Source organism: Pedobacter sp. TM02, assembly GCF_059705275.1.
This window is the reverse complement of the sequence record NZ_AP046530.1, coordinates 2,565,774-2,586,941: the sequence shown is the minus strand read 5'-3', so window position 1 is coordinate 2,586,941 and position 21,168 is coordinate 2,565,774. Positions and strand designations below refer to the sequence as shown.

22 protein-coding genes are annotated in these 21,168 nt (G+C 42.9%); 10 read left to right on the top strand and 12 right to left on the bottom strand.

What is annotated here, in order from left to right; translation table 11 throughout:
• Positions 1-464: 464 nt before the first annotated feature.
• Together ung and AC6H1S_RS10965 are read right to left on the bottom strand one after the other, a co-directional pair.
• Positions 465-1,142 (bottom strand): uracil-DNA glycosylase, encoded by a 678-nt coding sequence (gene ung / locus AC6H1S_RS10970; RefSeq protein ID WP_497563626.1) that lies wholly within the window; start codon positions 1,140-1,142, stop codon positions 465-467.
• A 3-nt stretch (positions 1,143-1,145) separates the two neighbouring features.
• On the bottom strand, positions 1,146-1,685 hold the full coding sequence (locus AC6H1S_RS10965) for a thioredoxin family protein (protein ID WP_497563625.1): 540 nt from the start codon (positions 1,683-1,685) through the stop codon (positions 1,146-1,148).
• Positions 1,686-1,809: 124 nt separating this feature from the next.
• On the opposite strand from AC6H1S_RS10965, the gene AC6H1S_RS10960 reads away from it, so the two are divergent.
• Positions 1,810-2,349, top strand: coding sequence for a DUF2892 domain-containing protein (locus AC6H1S_RS10960; protein ID WP_199141478.1), 540 nt, complete (start codon positions 1,810-1,812; stop codon positions 2,347-2,349).
• Positions 2,350-2,403: 54 nt separating this feature from the next.
• Here AC6H1S_RS10960 and AC6H1S_RS10955 read toward each other — a convergent pair whose 3' ends face one another.
• The 6 genes from AC6H1S_RS10955 to AC6H1S_RS10930 all read right to left on the bottom strand — a co-directional run bounded on the left by AC6H1S_RS10955 (position 2,404) and on the right by AC6H1S_RS10930 (position 8,893).
• A complete protein-coding gene (locus tag AC6H1S_RS10955; protein WP_199141479.1) occupies positions 2,404-2,616 on the bottom strand; it encodes a hypothetical protein in 213 nt (70 codons plus the stop codon).
• A gap of 88 nt (positions 2,617-2,704) precedes the next feature.
• Positions 2,705-4,426: a lysine--tRNA ligase gene (gene lysS, locus AC6H1S_RS10950; protein ID WP_199141480.1), complete on the bottom strand. Its 1,722-nt coding sequence runs from the start codon at positions 4,424-4,426 to the stop codon at positions 2,705-2,707.
• 175 nt (positions 4,427-4,601) lie between these two features.
• Positions 4,602-6,509, bottom strand: a complete 1,908-nt coding sequence (locus tag AC6H1S_RS10945; protein ID WP_497563624.1) for an AMP-dependent synthetase/ligase — start codon at positions 6,507-6,509, stop codon at positions 4,602-4,604.
• Positions 6,510-6,698: 189 nt separating this feature from the next.
• A complete protein-coding gene (locus AC6H1S_RS10940; RefSeq protein WP_199141482.1) occupies positions 6,699-7,025 on the bottom strand; it encodes a HesB/IscA family protein in 327 nt (108 codons plus the stop codon).
• A 128-nt stretch (positions 7,026-7,153) separates the two neighbouring features.
• Positions 7,154-7,567: a Fe-S cluster assembly scaffold IscU gene (gene iscU / locus AC6H1S_RS10935; RefSeq protein ID WP_497563623.1), complete on the bottom strand. Its 414-nt coding sequence runs from the start codon at positions 7,565-7,567 to the stop codon at positions 7,154-7,156.
• Positions 7,568-7,681: 114 nt separating this feature from the next.
• On the bottom strand, positions 7,682-8,893 hold the full coding sequence (locus AC6H1S_RS10930) for an IscS subfamily cysteine desulfurase (protein ID WP_330107747.1): 1,212 nt from the start codon (positions 8,891-8,893) through the stop codon (positions 7,682-7,684).
• 123 nt (positions 8,894-9,016) lie between these two features.
• On the opposite strand from AC6H1S_RS10930, the gene mce reads away from it, so the two are divergent.
• The 9 genes from mce to AC6H1S_RS10885 all read left to right on the top strand — a co-directional run bounded on the left by mce (position 9,017) and on the right by AC6H1S_RS10885 (position 15,547).
• A complete protein-coding gene (gene mce / locus AC6H1S_RS10925) occupies positions 9,017-9,418 on the top strand; it encodes a methylmalonyl-CoA epimerase (RefSeq protein ID WP_497563622.1) in 402 nt (133 codons plus the stop codon).
• 113 nt (positions 9,419-9,531) lie between these two features.
• On the top strand, positions 9,532-10,089 hold the full coding sequence (locus AC6H1S_RS10920; RefSeq protein WP_497563621.1) for a hypothetical protein: 558 nt from the start codon (positions 9,532-9,534) through the stop codon (positions 10,087-10,089).
• A gap of 9 nt (positions 10,090-10,098) precedes the next feature.
• Positions 10,099-10,386 (top strand): hypothetical protein, encoded by a 288-nt coding sequence (locus tag AC6H1S_RS10915; RefSeq protein ID WP_497563620.1) that lies wholly within the window; start codon positions 10,099-10,101, stop codon positions 10,384-10,386.
• A 203-nt stretch (positions 10,387-10,589) separates the two neighbouring features.
• Positions 10,590-10,838: a type B 50S ribosomal protein L31 gene (locus AC6H1S_RS10910; RefSeq protein ID WP_199141488.1), complete on the top strand. Its 249-nt coding sequence runs from the start codon at positions 10,590-10,592 to the stop codon at positions 10,836-10,838.
• 71 nt (positions 10,839-10,909) lie between these two features.
• Positions 10,910-12,079, top strand: a complete 1,170-nt coding sequence (locus AC6H1S_RS10905) for a putative sugar nucleotidyl transferase (protein WP_497563619.1) — start codon at positions 10,910-10,912, stop codon at positions 12,077-12,079.
• A gap of 20 nt (positions 12,080-12,099) precedes the next feature.
• Entirely contained in the window at positions 12,100-12,861 is a 762-nt protein-coding gene (gene tpiA, locus AC6H1S_RS10900) for a triose-phosphate isomerase (protein WP_199141490.1), read from the top strand.
• Complete coding sequence (gene prmA, locus AC6H1S_RS10895) at positions 12,861-13,700, top strand: 50S ribosomal protein L11 methyltransferase (RefSeq protein WP_497563618.1); 840 nt, start codon at positions 12,861-12,863, stop codon at positions 13,698-13,700. The genes tpiA and prmA overlap by 1 nt, the downstream gene beginning before the upstream one ends.
• Positions 13,701-13,801: 101 nt before the next feature.
• Positions 13,802-15,154, top strand: coding sequence for a UDP-N-acetylmuramate--L-alanine ligase (locus AC6H1S_RS10890; protein WP_497563617.1), 1,353 nt, complete (start codon positions 13,802-13,804; stop codon positions 15,152-15,154).
• Between the two features lie 33 nt (positions 15,155-15,187).
• Positions 15,188-15,547 (top strand): helix-turn-helix domain-containing protein, encoded by a 360-nt coding sequence (locus AC6H1S_RS10885; RefSeq protein WP_497563616.1) that lies wholly within the window; start codon positions 15,188-15,190, stop codon positions 15,545-15,547.
• Here AC6H1S_RS10885 and AC6H1S_RS10880 read toward each other — a convergent pair.
• From AC6H1S_RS10880 to AC6H1S_RS10865, 4 genes are all read right to left on the bottom strand, one after another.
• Entirely contained in the window at positions 15,524-16,642 is a 1,119-nt protein-coding gene (locus AC6H1S_RS10880) for a GNAT family N-acetyltransferase (RefSeq protein WP_497563615.1), read from the bottom strand. The genes AC6H1S_RS10885 and AC6H1S_RS10880 overlap by 24 nt on opposite strands.
• Positions 16,643-16,711: 69 nt before the next feature.
• Entirely contained in the window at positions 16,712-16,918 is a 207-nt protein-coding gene (locus AC6H1S_RS10875) for a hypothetical protein (protein ID WP_199141605.1), read from the bottom strand.
• 449 nt (positions 16,919-17,367) lie between these two features.
• Positions 17,368-20,310 carry a sensor histidine kinase gene (locus AC6H1S_RS10870; RefSeq protein ID WP_497563614.1) on the bottom strand — a complete coding sequence of 981 codons (2,943 nt, stop codon included), beginning with the start codon at positions 20,308-20,310 and terminating at the stop codon, positions 17,368-17,370.
• Entirely contained in the window at positions 20,300-21,079 is a 780-nt protein-coding gene (locus tag AC6H1S_RS10865) for a LytR/AlgR family response regulator transcription factor (RefSeq protein WP_199141603.1), read from the bottom strand. The genes AC6H1S_RS10870 and AC6H1S_RS10865 overlap by 11 nt, the downstream gene beginning before the upstream one ends.
• Positions 21,080-21,168 lie beyond the last annotated feature (89 nt).

Here is a 21,168-nt window from a genome sequence, read left to right as displayed (position 1 = left end):
TTAGACTAGGCTTTTGTTCGATTTGGCTAGTGCCTGTCTATGTTTACCACCTAAGACGGCTGAGATAGGCTAAGGTTGGCATATGTATTTTTACTTAGGTGGCCCTAAGGTTCCTGAGGTGGTTTAGACTAGGCTTTTGTTCAGTTTGGCTAGTGCCTGTCTATGTTTGCCACCTTAGACGGCTGAGATAGGCTAAGGTTGGCATATGTATTTTTTCTTAGGTGGCCCTAAGGTTCCTGAGGTGGTTTAGACTAGGCTTTTGTTCAGTTTGGCTAGTGCCTATCTATGTTTACCACCTCGGGCGACTGAGATTGGCTAAGGTTGGCATATATGTTTTTTCTTAGGTGGCCATAAGGTGCCTGTGGCGGTTTTAGACTAAGTTTGTTTAATTTAGCTAGACACGACTATCTGTGTCTACCACTTCAGGTTGAGGTACTTTTTCCTGGGTGAAGGTTATATAAAGCTTAAGTAATTTGCCAATCAATAGGCGTTAACCCTTCTTTTTTTAAGATTTCGTTGGTTTTGGCAAAATGCTTGGAGCCAAAAAAACCATTGTAAGCAGAAAAAGGAGAGGGGTGCGCGGCTTTAAGCACAAAGTGTTTTTTGGTGTCAATCAGGCTCTCTTTTTGCTGGGCATATCGGCCCCAAAGTAAAAATACCAGTCCTGTTCTTTTTGCTGACAGTACCGAAATAACATGGTCTGTAAAAGTTTCCCAACCCTTGTTCTGGTGCGAGCCTGCCTCGTGCGCGCGTACCGTAAGCGTTGCATTGAGCAAAAGTACGCCTTGATCAGCCCAAGCCGTTAGATCGCCGTGATTGGGAATCTTATAGTCCGGAAACTCTTCAGCCAGCTCTTTGTACATGTTTTTGAGCGAAGGTGGTACCACAAGTCCTTTTTGTACAGAAAATGACAAACCATGCGCCTGGCCCTGGCCGTGGTAAGGGTCTTGGCCCAAAATCACCACTTTTACGTTCTCAAAAGGCGTATGGTTAAAAGCGTTGAAGATATCGGCATTTTTAGGATAAACAGTAAATCCTTTCTGCTTTTCTTCTAGCAAAAAGGATTTCAGGCTTTTCATATAAGGCTTTTCAAATTCGCCTTCCAATACATTTAGCCAGCTTGGCTCTAAAGCTGCTGCCATAAATTATTTGGTTTTTGTTTTGGTTGGGGCAGGAGCCGACAGGATATTTACCATGTCTTTTTCCAGCGATTCTTTTGGATGTTCGGTAATGCGGCCAATTTCGTTCCCTTTTTTGTCGGTAAAGATGAAAGTAGGAACACGTTCGATTTTCAGGTTGTCGATCAATCCGTTTTCGGCATGCTTGTTGCCATCAACGGCAATAAAGGCAATCTTGTTTTCGTCAATTTTAAGCTTGTCCATTATCTTGAGGAAATGTGGCACCTGATATTTGCTGTCGCCACACCAAGTACCCAACACAATGGTTACTTTTTTGTTCTTCAAAAGTTTGGTCAATTGGTCAAACTGGGTAGAATCGGCAACATAAGAACTATAGTTGGCATCGTAGCTCTCCTTAAACTCAGGGAAAGTGGTAATGCCTTCTCTTGTACATTGGTTAATCATGACTTGTTTATGTCTGTTAGGGTCTTCCATTTTTTTGTTCAATTCTTGCGCGCCCGCGTTCATTGCGAATAAAAGCAGCAGAGCAGCTAGTATATTTTTCATTTGTTTAATTTTAAGAGTTGGTTGGTAACAACGATTTTGATACTGGATTTATTTGATGAAATTATGAATTTAAAATCTAAATTTTGGTATTTAAACACGATATTTGCGAAAATATTATAAAACTATGTCGAATTTAATACGTCTCATTATAGGTTTTGCTTTTGTTGGTGCCGCGGTTACGCTGATGGTTTTTGGCTATTGGGGCTGGGGAATACTCTTGGTATTTTTAAGTATCTTTTTGTTCGTCACTTATTTCTACAACGAAAACATGCTGATTGCCCAATGGTACCTGCGCAAAGACAATATGTCGAAGGCCGAGCAGTTTTTGGGACGCATCACCAATTACGAAAAACAACTGAACCGAGTACAACACGGTTACTATAATTTATTGATCGGTCTGATCGAATCGAGAAAGGCTCCCATGAAATCGGAGAAATATTTCAAAACCGCATTGAGCCTCGGCTTGCACATGGACCATAACGTGGCCTTGGCCAAGTTAAGTTTGGCAGGTATTGCCATGGCGAAAAGAAACAAAAGAGAAGCCCAAATGTATTTGGCAGATGCCAAAAAAGCAGATAAAAACAAACTATTGGCCGATCAGATCAAACAGATGAAAGACCAAATGGTACTGATGGACAAACAGCAAATCAGGTATAGCCGTTAGTTTAGCTAGAGGCATCAGTCTTGTAGTCGGCTTGGTCGTTACAAAGACTGCCCGCTATTTGTCGCTCAGGCGATCAAAATTCTCATCATATTCAACAGCGTTTCTGCTGATGATATCATCATCGAGGTTGTCGTTTTTACGGCTAAAGAATAGCTCTTCGGCTTGGATGCGCTTTATGAGCTGACGGATCAACGATAAATCGAAGGTGTCTTTACTCAGCTTAATGCAATATTCGTTTTCTGTAATTTCTAAGCTTGAACTGTTCATTTTACGGATCGTTTAAATTTCAAGCTAAAATTAAAAAAGGCTTGCTGCAATAAATGTAACAAGCCTTTAAGTTATTATTATGCTTTTGTTAAGCGAACCAAGCTTCAACCTCGGCCTTGCTTGGCATGGCCAACTCCAGTTTTAGTTTTTTGCGCATACCGCCCAAATCGTTAAATACCTTGTTCGGATTGCCGGCTTTCAGCTCTTCAACGGTATTAAAACCCATTTTACGGATAACCGGAACCCAGTCGGCCGCAACGCCCGCATCAACAAAATCCTGATCGGTGGTAACCTTTGCTTTTTTCTCCGGACGCATCTGCGGGAAGAACAATACCTCTTGGATGGTCGATTGGTTGGTCATCAACATCACCAAACGGTCGATACCGATACCCAGGCCTGAAGTAGGAGGCATGCCATATTCCAGGGCACGCACAAAATCGTCGTCCATGGCCATGGCTTCATCATCACCTCTGGCGGCCAGTTTCAATTGCTCTTCAAAACGCTCTTTCTGGTCGATCGGGTCGTTAAGCTCAGAATACGCATTGGCGATTTCCTTGCCATTTACAAAAAGCTCAAAACGCTCAACCAGGCCATCTTTGCTGCGGTGTTTCTTAGCCAATGGAGTCATTTCCAACGGATAATCGGTAATATAGGTTGGCTGGATCAGGTTGGCTTCCACTTTCTCGCTGAACAGTTCGTCAATCAGTTTGCCACGGCCCATTGAAGCATCAACCTCAATATTCAGGCTCGTGCAGGTTGCCCTGATTTCGTCTTCGCTCATGGCCGATACATCAATTCCGGTATATTTTTCAATCGACTCGTACATGGTCAGCTTCTCGTATGGCCCAGCAAAATTGATTTCGTGTTCGCCCACTTTGACCACAGGATTGCCATGAATGGCCAAAGCCACTTTTTCCAGGCATTCTTCTACCATGCTCATCATCCAGATATAGTCTTTGTAGGCCACATAAATTTCCATCGAGGTAAATTCAGGGTTGTGGGTACGGTCCATGCCTTCGTTCCTGAACATTTTGCCAAACTCGTAAACGCCATCAAAGCCGGCTACGATTAGCCTTTTAAGGTAAAGTTCGTTCGCAATGCGAAGAAACAATGGCATATCCAAAGTGTTGTGGTGCGTAGCAAACGGACGTGCCGCTGCCCCGCCATGTACAGCTTGCAAAATAGGCGTTTCAACTTCCATCCAGCCTTGGCTATCGAAATAGTTGCGCATGGTGTTGATGACCTTAGAGCGGTTAATGAAGATCTGCTTGTAATCAGGGTTAACCGTTAAGTCAACGTAGCGCATCCTGTAACGCAGCTCCGGGTTGGTAAAACCATCGTAAACATTGCCATCGTCGTCGCGCTTTACAATTGGCAAAGGACGCAACGATTTAGAAAGTACGGTCAGTTTTTTAACGTGTACAGAAATTTCGCCGGTTTGGGTGGTAAACACATAACCTTCAACACCGATAAAATCACCGATGTCCAACAACTTTTTAAATACGGTATTGTAAAGGGTCTTGTCTTCGGTGGGACAAAGTTCGTCGCGCTTCAAATAAATTTGGATACGGCCTGTTGCATCTTGCAATTCGGCAAAAGAGGCGGCGCCCATAATATTGCGGCCCATAATTCTTCCAGCAATGCTAATGGTCTTATAAGCGGTTTTATCTTTTTCGTAGTTGGCTAAAATATCTGCAGCGTGGGCATTAATCGTAAATGTTTCGGCCGGGTAAGGCTCGATCCCTAATTCGCGTAATTGCTTTAAAGATTCGCGACGTAATATTTCCTGTTCTGATAATCCTATACTCATTGAATGGTATTTTTTTGCAAAAGTAATGATTTAGTCCGAAGACTAAAGCCTAAAGACCAAAGTTTAAAGCCTATATATCGTCATTGCCGGAAGCGGGCCAACCTCTTACCGAATCAGAGTCGGGCACGACGATTGATGATGGCTGCGAAGTCTTAAAACTTCAAAAGCATGATTTTTAATCGGCTTCTACGCCTTCGGTGTACATGGCATTGATGGCCTCGGCATATTTCTTCTCTACTACGCGGCGCTTTACCTTTAGCGTAGGGGTAATCTCGCCTTCATCTATGCTGAAAGGATTACGCTTGATCTTGAAGTTCTTGATCCTTTCAAACTTGGCCAGTTCGTTCGAGATTTTTTTGATGTCTTTCTCCATCCAGTCGATGATTTCCTGGTTTTCGATAAAATCGCCAGGTTCCTGGAAAAAGGATTCCTTCAGGTTAAAAGTTTCCTGCAAGGTTTCCTTGTTAGGGATGATGATGGCGGTAATGTATTCGCGCTTATCGCCAATTAAGAAAAGCTGATCTATTTTAGGGCTCTTCAGGTAGATGTTCTCTACCGGAGTAGGGTACACGTTTTTGCCATAGGCATTCACGATCATGTTTTTTAAGCGATCGGTAATCTGCAGGTTGCCCTTGTAAAAGCGGCCTATGTCGCCGGTGTGGAACCACTTGTCTTTGTCAATGGCTTCGGCGGTTTCGGCAGGTTTGTTAAAGTAGCCTTTCATTACGCAGTGGCCGCGTACAATGATTTCGCCTTCGGCACATTCAAAGTTTTCGTTAAAGGTATCATGGGTTTGGATGTTGATCATTTGCTTGGTTTCTACATCTTGTATACCCACCTCAATACCCGGAATAACGCGGCCAACCGTACCGTAAACCTGACGGTGGTACTCGGTTACGGCCATTACCGGCGAAGTTTCAGTCAGTCCGAAGCCTTCCAATATCTTAATGCCCAAGTCGCCAAAAAATTCGCCTACGTTTTTAGGCAAAGCTGCGCCGCCCGAAATCATAAATTTTAAACGGCCGCCTGTTTTTTCCTTGATCTTGCTGAATACCAGTTTTTCGGCAATGGCTTTCTGTGCGCTCAGTACCAAACCGGCACTTTGGCCCGCTTCTTTGGCCTGACGGTATTTTTTGCCAATTTCAAGTGCCCAAGTAAATATTTTGGCTTTTAAGCCACCGGCCGCAGTACCCGATTTGATGGCTTTGTCGTGGATGCGTTCCAGCAAACGGGGCACACAGTTCATGACGGTTGGCCTTACCTCGCCCATGTTTTTGGCCAAAAGCTCGAGGCTTTGGGCAAAGGCAATTTTGCAGCCCTGTGCGCAACATACATGGTAGGTAGCCGTACGCTCGAAAACGTGCGAAAGTGGCAGGAAAGACAAGAAGGTTTCGTGTTCGTTGATGACAGGGATTTGCTCCAGACAAACCTTTACGTTTTCCACAAAATTGTAATGGGTAAGCATTACGCCTTTTGGCGTGCCCGTTGTACCCGAAGTATAAATCAAAGAAGATACATCCTGAGGCATCAGTTGGGCTCTGGCCGCTTCAATAGCCTGCCGTTCCTCATTGCTTACGGTTTTGGCCAAAACGGTATCGTAGCTGATGATTTCGGCTTGGATATCGTCTGGAACCGTTATTTTTTCGTAATCCTTAAAGGTTGGAATAATGTAGCGCAATTCCTGGCAGTTGCCAGCCACCTTCAGTACCTTACGCATTAAAAACGGATTGCCGATCAGTAATGATTTAATACCCGAATCGTTAATGATATAGGCTACTTCCTGCTCTGACAAGGTAGGGTAGATGGACACGTTAATAGCTCCGATTTGCTGGATGCCCTGATCGTAATAAACATATTCTGGCGAATTTTCTATCATGAGGCCCAACCTGTCGCCTTTGGTAATGCCCTTCTCCAAAAAGAAGGCCGAAACAGCATCGGCATTGGCAAGGGTAGTGGCAAAGGATATTTCTTCCCAATCGGTACTCTTTTTGTGGATAAGGAAGGTTTCTTCGGGCTTATGAATGTTTTCTACTACGTTTCGCAGCAAAGAAGGAACGGTAGAAAATTCGTTAAATGAGACCATGTAGTAAATTGTTTGGTTTGTTTTGAACTGACAATGATAGGCTTTTCACTTTAATAATGCAACATAAGGCGCATTAACAAAAACAAAAAAAACGCTAAAAAGATTGCAAATTATAGGCGGCCAAAGCGACTTTTACGAAAAAGGCGCGCTTGATTGCTCGAGCACGCCTTTTTGCCTTATTAAGTAATATTAAACAGAAAAACTTTCGCCACAGCCACAAGAACGGCTGGCGTTTGGATTGTTAAAGTTAAAGCCCTTGCCGTTTAGTCCGTCGGTAAAATCCAATTCGGTACCAGCAAGGTAAAGGAATGATTTCATATCCAAGGCAATCTTGATGCCCTTGTCTTCAAAAAACTGGTCGCCAGTTTTGGTTTCGTTGTCGAAATCAAGGTTGTAAGATAAACCTGAGCAACCACCGCCCTTTACAGAAACCCGTAAAAAGTAGTCAGAACCCAATTGCGAATCCTGCATCAGGTGGTCTATTTTGCTTTTTGCTTTATCGGTTATGGTAATCATGATATTTACGATTTATGATTTTAGGTTTACGATTTTGGATTTACGATTTTGTAATGATTTGGATTTGCTACCCAGCTTATTTATCGGATAGTCCAATCTAAAATCGTAACTCGCAAATCTAAAATCTGCTAGTGGTGCGATTTTTCTAAAACCAATGCTTCCATGCCGTTTTTAACACGGTAATCGTTAATGGCCGATTTAATGGCATCTTCTGCCAATACCGAACAGTGGATTTTTACCGGTGGCAAAGCCAACTCTTCTACGATGTCCATGTTGTCGATTTCCAAGGCTTGGTCGATGGTTTTTCCTTTGAGCCATTCTGTAGCCAAAGAAGAAGAGGCAATAGCCGAACCACAGCCAAAAGTTTTGAATTTGGCATCGGTAATTACGTTGTTGCTGTCAACTTCTATCTGCAGGCGCATTACGTCGCCACATTCTGGTGCGCCAACCAAACCGGTACCTACGGTTTTGCTGTCTTTATTTAAAGTACCAACGTTGCGCGGGTTGGTATAATGATCGATTACTTTTTCTGAATATGCCATGATAGTTTAGCTTTTGGATTTTAGCTTTACGATTTTCTAAAATCTCGGTTCTTTTTATTTTTTTATCGTAGAATGCTAAATCGTAATTCGTCAATCTACAATCGTCAGTCTATTTTAGTGTTCAGCCCACTCAATTTTGCTCAGGTCAACACCTTCTTTAAACATTTCCCAAAGCGGAGAAAGGTCTCTCAGGTGGTTAACGGCTTTCTTGGTGTTCTCAATTGCGTAGTCAACTTCTTCTTCGGTGGTAAAACGGCCCAAGCCAAAACGGATTGAAGAGTGCGCCAAATCATCAGACAAGCCTAAGCTTTTCAATACGTATGATGGTTCTAAAGATGCCGAAGTACAAGCCGAGCCAGAAGATACGGCCAAATCTTTCATGGCCATCATCAAACCTTCGCCTTCTACATATTTGAAAGAAATATTGGCTACGTGTGGCAGTCGATGTTCGCGGTTGCCATTTACATAGCTTTCTTCCAAAGTGGTCAATGCGCTTTCCAGTTTATCGCGCAAAGCCGATAAGCGTTTGGCTTCTGATTCCATCTCTAACCTGCACAATTCGCAAGCTTTGCCCAAGCCTACAATGCCCGGTACGTTTAGGGTACCCGAACGCATGCCGCGCTCGTGGCCGCCGCCGTCCATTTGTGCGGTAACTTTAACCCTTGGGTTCTTTCTGCGTACATATAAAACGCCAACACCTTTAGGGCCGTACATTTTATGGGCACTGAAAGCCATCAAATCGATACCGTCTTCGTTTACGTTTACCGGAATTTTGCCCACGGCCTGCGTAGCATCGGTCATAAACAAAGCGCCATGTTTGTGTGCAATAGCCGAAATTTCCTTGATCGGTTGGATCACGCCGATTTCGTTGTTGCCATACATAATGGTTACCAAAATGGTTTTTTCGGTCATGGCCGCTTCAAGTTCCTGCAAATCGATCAAACCATCTTCTTTTACGTTCAGGTAAGTTACTTTGGCACCCAGTTTCTCCAGGTGTTTGCAGGTATCAAGTACAGCTTTGTGTTCTGTTGTGGCAGTTATGATATGGTTACCTTTGTCCTGGTACATTTCAAAAACGCCTTTGATACCCAAGTTATCGGCTTCTGTAGCGCCAGAGGTGAAAATAATTTCTTTGTCTGTACAACCAATTAGTTTTGCTACCTGCTCGCGCGCATAATCAACACCTTCTTCGGCTACCCAACCAAAGGCGTGGTTACGGCTGGCCGCATTGCCAAATTTGTTGGTAAAGTAAGGCAACATGGCCTCTAGCACTCTCGGATCAAGAGGCGTGGTAGCATTATTATCTAAGTAAATCGGAAGTTCCATCATCTATCAATTGTTATCAATACACAAAGATACGAAAAAAGTTTTCGAACAATTATAAATAATAGCTATGAAGCTATAGGTAAAACCCGCATTTTTACATTTGCTTAACTGTTTGAAACCAAGATGAACAAAATAGAACACATTGGCATTGCCATTAAAGACATGCAACAGGCCTGCCATACCTACGAAAAACTGCTCGGAACAGCCTGCTACAAGACGGAGCCGGTCGAATCGGAAGGCGTAAACACGGCATTTTTTAAAGTGGGGCAGAACAAGATCGAACTGCTGGCCAGTACTCGCGAAGACAGCGCGATTGCCAAGTTTTTGGAAAAGAAAGGCGAAGGAATTCATCATATTGCTTTCGATGTGGAAGATATCCATGCAGAAATGGAGCGCCTAAAAAACGAAGGCTTTACTTTGCTGAACGCCGAACCGAAAAAAGGTGCCGACAATAAACTGATCTGTTTTGTGCATCCCAAAGACAGCAATGGCGTGCTGGTAGAGCTTTGCCAGGAAATACGTTAGGTTAATTGTTCATTAGTATCATTGGTTCATTAGTCCATTGGTTTTTTTAGATTTTTAAAGGGTTAAACTGCCGATGTAAACGGCTAAATGTAAACGGCCACACTATTAATTGAATGGAATTGTTTCAAAGTGTAATCGAATTATTAAGGGCCAGCTATTCGGATGTGACTTACGATGGGTTGCATATCGAATATGAAGCTGGACGTGGCAGGCGTTCAATATTTGTACATGATATCGATTATGCCGATGGCAGGCTGGTTTGGCATGAAACCGATGGCTCGAACAATCCTTACCTGGTGGTTTATGGCGACGGTGCTGTTTGGAGTTGGGCACCAATATCCGGTGGCGAAAATTCTGTTGATTTTGAATGCCTTTTGGTCGAGTGGTATCGAGAACACCTCCTTTTTATCTGTTTTGAAAAAAACAGGATCTACGTCAATTCGATGAAGGATAAAAAAAACAGGTCCTTTAGTTTTGATGGTGATCAGCTTAATAGAAAAGATGATGTGCTCTATTGCCGTTCATATAAAGAATTGGATATGGTGAGGCGGGTAAAACTGCCAGAACTCATTGAAATGGAGCCCCTAAGTTTAGAACAGTGCCGAAAAGATGGGGTAGCGCCCGAAACTATAGGCGGGTTAAACGATTTGTCGTCAAAAAATTATCAATAATTTAAAATAATGGCCGAAATAGCATCATTAATCAAAATCATCAGCAAAGATTTCGATATCGCCGAGAACTTGAGCGAAGAACAGCTTTACCATATCCTGGTCAATTCATTCGGTTATTTGGTAGAGAACGATTTTTCGAAGCTGTTGCAAATTCTTTATCGGGCTGATGTTGACCAGTACAAGCTTAAGGAGCTGTTAGAAAGCAGCGATAACCAAAACTCGGCTGAAGTGATTGCCAAGGCCTATATCGACCGCCAAAAAGCCAAGATAGAAACCTGGAAAAAATACAGTTCGTAAGCAGGATTTGGCGTGGCAATGTATCTTCTTCGAATTTTAATTGATTTGCTGTTGTAAATGAAAAATAAAATTAAGATATTTGCATCCTCTAAAATTAGAGCAAAGAAACAAAAGACTAATTGAAACATTCATAAGTGGCGTTGCCAGCAAATTGCAACCTTATTCTTGGAGTTTCATACACATAAAACTTAAATAATATTCAAATGAAAAAAGATTTGCATCCATCAAACTACAGATTTGTTGTGTTTAAAGACATGTCTAACGACTATGCTTTCTTAACCAAATCATGCGTTGAGACAAAAGAAACTATTAAATGGGAAGATGGAAATGAATATCCATTATACAAATTAGAGATTTCTCACACTTCGCACCCTTACTATACCGGTAAAATGAAATTGGTTGATACCGCCGGCCGTATCGATAAATTCAAATCACGTTACGCTAAGAAATAATTTTAGCTTACGCATAAAATATTTGAAAGTCCCGTGCAAATGCCTCGGGACTTTTTTTATTTTTGTAGCTTATGACAATCAATTTATTTGATGACAAGTCTTGGCTTTCGCTAAGGCCGCTGACCTTTACCAGGCCTGTGGCAAATTTGAGGATAGGCATCTTGACCATTGCCGAAAAGTGGGCAAAATACCTCCATGCCGATTTTGGCTACTTAACGCAAGCTTACCTCAGCTCCAAATACCCTGCAATAGATTCGGCTCTTTATATTAATGGGTCAATTTGCCCTGACGAAGCCTTGCTCAATGCCATTACGGCACTCCAAGATGGCGAGGCATTGGTCAAAAATGAACTGGTTATCGCTTATTTTTCTTCGGTTCCCTTATCGGCCAGCCAAGCCTTAACGCAATTGAAGCCTATAGCCTTTACTGGCGATTTTACGCACTTGGTTTACCCAGAGCAGTTATTTGGCTTTAATCCCATAGAGATAAGAAAAGATTTTGCCTTGCTTACCAAGGGCAGAACTTCTGCGCAGCTTGACAGTACCAATACCATTCTGGGCGACCATATCTTTGTGGAAGAAGGCGCAAAAGCTACCTGCAGTATATTTAATACCACTTACGGGCCTATCTACCTGGGAAAAAATTCGGAAGTTTGGGAGGCAAGCGCCATCCGTGGCTCATTTGCGCTTGGCGAAAATGCATCGGTAAAAATGGGTGCCAAGATTTATTCGGGTACTACAATCGGGCCAAATTGCCGAGTGGGGGGCGAGATTAACAATTCGGTAATCTGGGGCAACTCTTCAAAGGGCCACGAAGGCTATTTGGGCAATTCGGTGATGGGTGAGTGGTGCAATATTGGTGCCGACAGCAACAACTCTAACCTGAAAAACAATTATGCCAATGTAAAGCTATACGATTACGAAACGCAAAAAATGCGCGATACCACGTTGCAGTTTTGTGGCTTGATCATGGCCGACCATGCCAAATGTGGTATCAATACCATGTTTAATACCGGTTCGGTAGTGGGCGTAAGCGCCAATGTTTTTGGAGCAGGCTTTCCGCCTCACCATATTCCAGATTTTAGCTGGGGCGGTGCACAGGGCTTTGAAACTTACCGTTTAGACAAAATGCTGCATACCACAGTAAAAGTGCTGGCCAGAAAACAAGAGGTTTTAAATGAGGCCGATCGGGCTATTTTGGCACATATCTTTGAAATAACAGAACAATATAGAGGGGTTTAACTCAACAAAGCAAAAAAATTATGAGAAAGAAGATAGTTGCAGGCAACTGGAAAATGAATTTAGATTACCAAGAAGGAGTATCTCTTTTTTCGGAAATCGTAAATATGGTGAGAGACGAAAGAAAAGGTAATCAAATTGCCGTAATCTGTTCGCCGTTTATCCATTTGAACAGCTTGTCGCAATTAGCAGGCGGCGTAGTGAAGATTGGAGCCCAAAATTGCCATCAAAATGAAAGCGGGGCATTTACAGGCGAAATTTCGGCCAAAATGCTCAGCTCTGTAGGTTGCGAATATGTAATCATCGGCCACTCTGAGCGCAGGCAATATTTTGCCGAGTCGGATGCGCTTTTGGCTCAAAAAACCGGTTTGGCCCTTAAAAACAACCTTACGCCAATTTTTTGCGTAGGCGAAACCCTTGACGAGCGCAATAACGGCAGCTACTACCACGTGCTCAAAACACAATTGGAAAATGGCCTGTTTAATTTAAGTGCCGATGATTTTGCCAAGATTGTTTTGGCCTACGAGCCTGTTTGGGCTATTGGTACCGGCTTAACCGCCACGCCAGAACAGGCACAGGATATCCACGCCTTTATCAGGGCCGAAATAGAGGCTAAATATGGCGCTAACATTGCCGATAATACCACGATTTTATACGGGGGCAGCTGCAACGCCAAAAATGCACCCGAACTATTCGCCCAACACGATATCGACGGTGGCTTAATTGGTGGCGCTTCCTTAAAATCGCGCGATTTTGTTGACATCATCAAAACCTTCAATTCCTAATGGATTATAAACAAGTAGCTTTTCAGTTTAGCCAGATCGAAGAATACCAGCAAGATTTATTGGTAGGCGCCTTGGGCGAAATCGGTTTTGATACCTTTGAAGATACCGACAAGGGCTTTGACGCCTTTATCTTGGCTAATCAGTTTAACGAAGCCGAGTTGAACGAGGTTTTGGCAAGCTTTGGCGATGAATTGCAGTACACTTACCTGGTAAGCGATATCCAGGCCCAAAACTGGAACGAAGAGTGGGAGAAGAATTTTAGTCCACTCATTATAACCAATAACTGCTACGTTCGGGCCACTTTTCACGAGGCGCAACCCCAATACGAATACGAAATCGTAATCGATCCCAAAATGGCCTTTGGCACCGGGCATCACCAAACAACCACCATGATGATGCAGTATATTCTCGAAACGGATGTGCAGGACAAAACAATACTCGACATGGGTGCCGGCACGGGCATATTGGGCATTTTAGCAGCGAAAAGGGGAGCGAGGCAAATCGTGGCCATAGACAACGACGAGGTTTGCCATCGCAGTACCATCGAAAATGCCGAATTGAACGAAGTAAGTAATCTGGTATCGTTTTGTGGTAGCAAGGAAGCTATCCCGGATACGCAGTTTGATATCATATTGGCTAATATCAATCGAAATATCTTGTTAGACCAGATTGAGGCTTATGATCGGGTTTTAAAAGAAAATGGCCTGATCTTCTTCAGTGGCTTTTATGAGAGTCCGGATTTGGACATGATCAAGGTGCACTGCGACGGTTTCGGCCTGGTTTATGTAAGCCACAAGAAGCTCGGCGATTGGGTGGCTGCCCAATTTGTAAAAAAATAAATTATAAGGTTAAAAAGCCTGCCTATGGTAGGTGGGTTGCAATGTTTTGGCATTTCAACCTGAATTTCAACCTTGCTGCATTTTAACATTCAACATTAGCTATGCGTATACATTTTATAGCAATAGGCGGCAGTGCCATGCACAATTTGGCTATTGCCCTCCACAAGAAGGGTTTTAAGGTTACAGGCTCTGACGATGTAGTTTTTGAGCCATCGAGCAGCAGATTGGCCAGCTATGGCCTTTTGCCGGCCGAAATGGGTTGGAACGAAGAGTCGATTACTCCCGATATCGATGCTGTTATTTTGGGCATGCATGCCCGGGTTGACAATCCGGAACTGTTGAAGGCCCAAGAAATGGGGCTGAAGATCTATTCTTATCCAGAGTATATTTACGAACAATCTAAAGACAAGTTAAGGGTAGTGATAGGCGGCAGCCATGGCAAAACCACCATTACTTCGATGATCCTGCACGTGCTCAATTATTACCAGCGCGATTTCGACTATTTGGTAGGAGCACAGCTCGCCGGCTTCGATACGATGGTTAAGGTAACCGATTCTGCTCCGGTAATTATTATTGAAGGAGACGAGTACCTGGCTTCGCCGATAGACCGCAGACCAAAGTTCCATTTGTACCATGCAAACATTGGGGTAATCAGCGGCATAGCATGGGACCATATCAACGTTTTTCCTACATTTGGGGAATATATTTCCCAGTTCAGCAAATTTATAGACACGATATCGCCCAACGGAAAATTGATTTATTGTGAAAATGATCTGGAATTAAGAAAAATTGTAATTAATTCTAAAGCAAATATTGAACGTATTCCATATGGTGTTCCGGCGCATGAAGTAATAGACGGAATAACATATATTTTACCTCAGCATACCCCGCTTAAGGTGTTTGGAGATCATAATTTAATGAACCTGAGCGCAGCCAGGTTGGTGTGTGGGCAATTGGGTATAAACGAAAATGATTTTAACCAGGCCATTGCATCTTTTTCTGGCGCTGCCAAGCGTTTAGAGTTGTTAAACGCTACTAAACAGACCAATGTATACAAAGACTTTGCACATTCGCCGTCTAAGCTAAAAGCAACTATCGATGCCGTAAAGGCACAATTTAAAGATAGGAAACTGGTGGCTTGCATCGAGCTGCATACTTTTAGCAGCTTAAACAAAACCTTTCTGCAGCAATATAAAGATACGATGAACGATGCTGATGTGGCCATTGTTTACATAGACGAAAAGACTTTTAGCCAAAAGAAAATGGAGCCATTAACCGAAAAAGATGTTCAAACATCTTTTGGTGATGAAAGGCTGCTGTTTTTTAATAAGGCTTCACAATTGGAAAAATATTTGCGGCAGTTTGATTTTGCCAAAACGAACCTGTTGTTGATGAGTTCGGGCAACTTTGGAGGTATGGATTTGGTTAGATTGGCATTAGAGTTGAATGTATAATGACATACAAACTCTATTTACCTAAAAAATCAAATGAACAACATTGGAAAAAACATCAGACAATTGCGTCAAAAAAATGGCTGGAGCCAGGGGGAGGTAGCCAAAAGACTTAAGATTTCTATTCCCGCATTTTCAAAAATCGAGACAGGCATAACAGACATCAATATTTCAAGGTTGGACCAGATAGCCAAGCTATTCGAGGTTTCTACGCTGGAAATTATTTCTAACGATGACAAAGGTATTCTGGGCGGGAGCTCGTCGATAGAAATCAGCATCCTCAAGGATAAGCTTGCCATCAAGGAAGAAGAAATCACCAAGCTCCAAAAAAAGATCATCGATCTTTATGAGGAGCTTAGAAATTTATCGGAATCAAAAAACTTTTCGCAACGTTAAGTGGCGCTTGCCAAAAGTTGCGCCTGTAGCCTGATGTATGGCGATCATTTTTTCATTGAAATCGCCTACCCACGAAAGTTCCAGTTCCTTGTATTGATTTTTGGGTATCACATATTCTTTGAGCTTAATAAAAAGCACGGACTCCAGTCCGTGTTTTTGATAGGCTGATTTGGTACCCATCACAATGGCGCGCATACGTGTAACGCCTACCCATCGTTTGTAGGCAAATTTTAGCTTTTCCAATAGACCCAATTTGCCATTCAATCCTTTGATCATTTGGTTGGCATCCGGAATAATCACCACAAAAGAGGCTGGTTCGCCATTGGCATAGGCGAACCAGATGAGCTTTTCGTCCATGATCACTTCCATTTGCTTAAAGCTTTCCTCCAGTACTTCTTGCTTGATAGGGACAAAATTTTCAAAATCCTTCCAGCCATCGTTGTAAATTTCCATCAGGTCTTTGATGTATTTTTGGGAATCGCTTTTTTTGAAATGCTCAAAAGTGTAGCCCGGTTTATTGGCCACCCAATTGGCAATTTTGGTGAACCTCTCTGGAAACGGAATGCTCAGGTTGATATGGTTGGTAAGCTGCTCGTAAGCGGTTTCAAAACCATATTCGGTAAAGAATTTCTGGTAATAGGGCAAATGGTAGTTCATGCCGTATGAAGGCGGCGTAAAGCCTTCCACCAATAGCCCCCAAAATTGGTCGTTCTCGCCAAAATTGATTGGGCCTTCCATCACTTTCATGCCTTTAGCCAGGAGCCAGTTTTTAGCCGTATCGAACAGTAAAAAAGCGGCTTCTTTTTGATCGATACATTCGAAAAAGCCCATGCCACCGGTAGGCAACTCATAATGGTGTGCTTTTTTCTCGTTAATGAAAGCGGCTACGCGGCCAATGGTTTGACCTTTGTTGTCAACTAAAATCCAGCGTATGCATTGGCCATGCTTAAAGAAAGGGTTTTTTTCTTCGTCGAATATTTTCTCGATGTCCTGGTCTAGCGGACGGATCCAGCTCGGATCGTTTTGATAGATGGTCTCTACAACATTTAAAAATTCTCTTTTCGTTCCTTTGTCTTTAACGGGTACGATCTTCATTTGCGGCATGGATTTAAAATAAAAAGCACCCTAAAAGGATGCTTTTAAATATAAGGTTTTTAAACTTGGTTAGTATCTGTCGTCGTCATCGTCGTCATCGTCAAAACTTTCGAAGGTATCTAAATCGTCTAACGGCATATCGAAGTCGTCGTCATCGTCTTCGTCCCTGATATCACGATCTTGGATATCATCATCTTCTTCTTCATCTGATTCCTTTTTGCTAGACATCGGCTTGTTCAATGGGTTTTTCTGAATAGGTTTTTTTGGCGTTTTCATAACACAAAAAATATTAATTGTCGGAAAGTTTTAACGATTACTCTAAATTACAAAAAATCTTTTTAAATAGAAAGAAACCTGTTTTTTTAGAATTTTATTTGAGCCAAAATTAATATAAAATCATTCTTTCTGAAAGTTTTTTTGTTTTTTTTCGGGGCTCGAAACGCAAGGGATTAAGGCGCAGCCGGACAACTTTCGGAGAAGAGAAAACAGGCATTAAAACAAAAAAGCGTCTCGAGTTTTTCGGGACGCTTTTAACACACAAATGAAACCTGAATTGAGATATAGTTTTAGGTTAGGTTAAAAAATATCTTTGTCAATCCTATAAGAACGTTTTTAAAACAAACCCATCTGGGTTGTTGAATATCTTATAACAAGTTTAATGCTATTTGAACAATGATTGGAGAATATTTAGTGAGTGGTATGAATAATTGAGTAAACGGTAAAAATTACTGCAATGGGACCAAAATTGTAATGGAAGTGCCACTTTTTCCCAGCTGTTCGATGTACAATTGTATAGGTTTTGCTTCAATCCTGTTCAATAAATTGATCCTTTCTTTGGTTAGGCTCATGCCTTTGCTTTGATGGTTGCCTTTCTTTTGGCCCAGCGAATTGTTGATTCCTACGCCATTGTCGATAATCTGGATGCGCAGGTAATCATCGTCCTGCTGGTTGATTTGGATATTGACCTCGCCACCTTCTTCTTTTGGCATAATGCCGTGCCATATTGCGTTTTCGATGTAAGGCTGCAAAAGCATAGAAGGAATAAGGGTTTCTTCCTTGTCGAGCTGCTGATCTACCTGGATGCTGTAAATGAGCTTGTCGCCAAAGCGGTTTTTCTCTAAGCTGAGGTATAGATTAAGGTATTCGGTTTCTTCTTCCAGATTGATATAGCTCTTGGTACAGATCTCGAGGTTCTTTCTGATGAGCCTCGCAAAGCCCGTGAGCACCTTGTTGGCCGAAGAAGTGTTTTTGGTGTTGATGTAGTGCTGGATGGAGTTCATCACGTTGAACACGAAATGGGGGTTCATCATGGCCTGCAGCGCCTGTTGCTCCAACATCAGGATTTTGTTTTTCAACAGCAATTGTTCCTGTTCCTTGTTCTTCTGCCTTTTGGTAATGCTAACGGTTATGGCATATAAAATATAGCCACCAATGACCAGTAGCAGGGCGAAAAACCACCAGGTTTGCCAAAAATGCTTTTCGAGCACAAAGTTGAATTTGGCGGGCTCGCTCCAAGGGCTGTCCTGGCTTTTTGCGCTTACTTCAAAACAATAGGTGCCTGGTTCCAGCGAAGAAAGCTCCAGTCGCCTGTTTTTGGTTTCAGACCAATTGGCATCGGGCTTTAGGCGATATCTGTACAATATTTTACGGTTTTTAAAGTCGATAGCGCTATAGTTGAAGGTAATGTTGCGTTCGTCTGGCTTGAGCACAAAACTGGCCGAACTTAAATCGAGCACCTCCCTGTTGTTAAGAACCGAAGAAATATAGATTTTTGGCGCTTTGGTTTGCGCTGCTCTTTGGCCGTGTGCAAAATAAACCAAGCCGTTGTTGGTGGCAAAGTAGGCCGTGTCGGTATCGATGTACAGGTCGTTCAGGTCGTCTGATAGCAGGTCGTTGGCATAATCGAACGAATTGATGCTAAAGCTGTTCTGGGCTGTCGAAATGCGGGTGATACCGGTATTGCTGATGGCCCAAAGGTAATTGTCTTTAACAAAAAGCCTGTTGATGATGTTGTTGTTGAGCCCATCTTTCTGGGTAATGTGCCTAATTACCTTGCCGTTCTGAAAAATAACGATGCCGTAGCCATCGGTGGCCATGGCCAATGTGCCGTTGGCCAGCTCCTTGATATCGTTGATGCGTTTGGTGAGCAAAGGCGCATGCTCGTAATATTTGTTGAGCACGCCATGGTTAAACTCCGAAAGCCCGCTGATGTTAGAAAACCATAAATTCTGCCTGCTGTCGTAAAAAACGCGATAAGAACGGTCCTTGAAATAATCTTGCTGTTCTTTGTAGTTGAGGGAAGAGAATTCGAACTTGTTTGTGCGGTCGTTGATGATTACCACGCCCGAAGAAAGGGCCAAGGCCAGTTTGGCGCTGGTATCGATGCTGAAATTCTTGACTACAAACACCGAATTGTTGGTCTCCTTTAAAAAGCGAAGCGATTTTTGTTGCGGATTGGCAGCCGAAATCGAACCGAGGCCATAATCGGAAGCGAAATAAAGAGTATGGTTCTTTTTGTCGATCAGCAGTTGCTTAATGGTATTGTATTTCCGTTTATCGGCGATGTTGATTTGCTGTACACTTTTCGATTTGAGGTTCAGGATATTGAGGTCGCCGCTGCCCATGCCGAGCCATAGTTTGCCCTTTTCGTCTTTGGTTACGCTTTTCACTACTTCGGTGCTCAAGCCCTGGTCTTTATTGATAATGTAAAGCCTCTCTTTAGCAGCAGGCAAGCGGTAAATCCCGTTTTTGGTGGTGAACCACATGTTCTGGCTGTTGTCTCTGATTACCTGGTTCACATCCACGTTTTTGAGCAGCTGCTTGGTATTGCCGTCGTAATCGATTACATAAACGCCGCTATTGTTGCTTAGCCAAAGTTCGTCGTCGTTGGCATAAATATAACCCGGACTATTGCCGAGCAGTTCTGGGGCTACGCGTAAAACCGGTCTGCTCATCGCACCCGATTTGATGTTTAAACCATCCTTATTTAAGAAGTAAACCAGTTTGTCTTTGGTTAGTGCGAGCGTTTTATAAGAGAGTGGCAAGAAATCGTCTTCGATGAGCACGAAATTGTTTCTGATGTACAAAAAACTAGCCGTGGTGCTATAGGCCCAGATATTGCCATGCAGGTCTTCATAAATAAAGGCATTGGCAAATTGCTTTTCCATGGTAGGAGAGCTGTATTTGAGTAGCGATTCGCCATCCCATACGCCAATGATGTTCTTATTGGTGCCAAACCAGATGCGGCCTTTGCTGTCTTCGAAAAAAGAAACAACTACCGCGTTGAAATTGAGTTTTTTGAGCTCTTTGTCGTTGTCGGGATTATAGATTTTGCCATTGTAGAAATAGCTCAATTGCCCATTGAGCGACAAAAACCAGATCCTGCCCTTTTTGTCTTCCCTCAATTGCAGCACCTGGTTGTCGGGTAGCCCATCATCAACAGAAAAGTTTTCGAACATGGAGCCGTCAAAGCGGCTTACGCCGGCATCGGTGGCTATCCAAATATAACCTTTGCGGTCTTGCAAGGTATAGTAGCAGTTGTTGCTGGGCAAGCCGTTTTTGGTGGTATAGTGCGGCAGGTAGGCCGTTTGGGCAACAGCTCTTGCGTTGGCGAATAGCAATAAGGCCAAAACAGCAAAAAATAAACGCAAACAAGCTCTAGCTCTCACTTTGGATATTGGTATAGGCTTTAATGGCATCGAAAAAATCGCTCGCTCTTCTGCGCGATACGTTGATGGCCTCGCCGTTGGTTAATACGACCTGTAGGCCATTTTTAGAGTTGTATTCTTTTACGTATTTGAGGTTAACGATGCTCGACTTATGGATGCGCACAAAGCGTTCTTCGGGCAATATCTCTTCGTAGTCCTTCAGGATTTTGGAAACCGCAATTTTTTCGAGGTTGGCCAGATGGAATACCGAGTAATTGCTGTCGGCTTCAATGCGTATAATTTCGTCTATATCCACTAGTCTGTAGCCTTGGCCGCTAGGCAAGGTTATTTTTTTGATGTTGCTCCGCTCGCTCAGGTCGTTGGCCAGGTTTTTCAGGCTTTCGTTGCGGTTGTTCTCGGCCTTGTTCAGTTTGATGTATTTGGTAGCCTTGGCTACGGCCTCTTTCAATTCATCTATATCGATGGGTTTAAGCAGGTAGTCGAGCGCATTGGCCTTGATGGCTTTTAAGGCATACTGATCATAAGCTGTGGTAAAAATAACCGTGGCATTGGCATTTTGGGCTTGCGGAATAAGCTCGAAGCCATTCTCGCCGGGCATGGCAATATCTAAGAAAATCAGGTCGACATTGTATTGGCTCAGCAAGGCCCTTGCATCGTTTACCGACTTGGCAATGCCCATAATATTGACGTTTTCGCAATTTTCCTGCAGGAGGAAATAAAGCGAGGAACGCGCAAACTCTTCATCATCAACTATGATCGCATTTAGCATAGGTTAGTTTTAATAGGGCTTAATTTATCAAAAAAAGCAGGAAATAGGAAATATTCGGTGCGATTAAATCCAAAGGCACCATTCTTCCG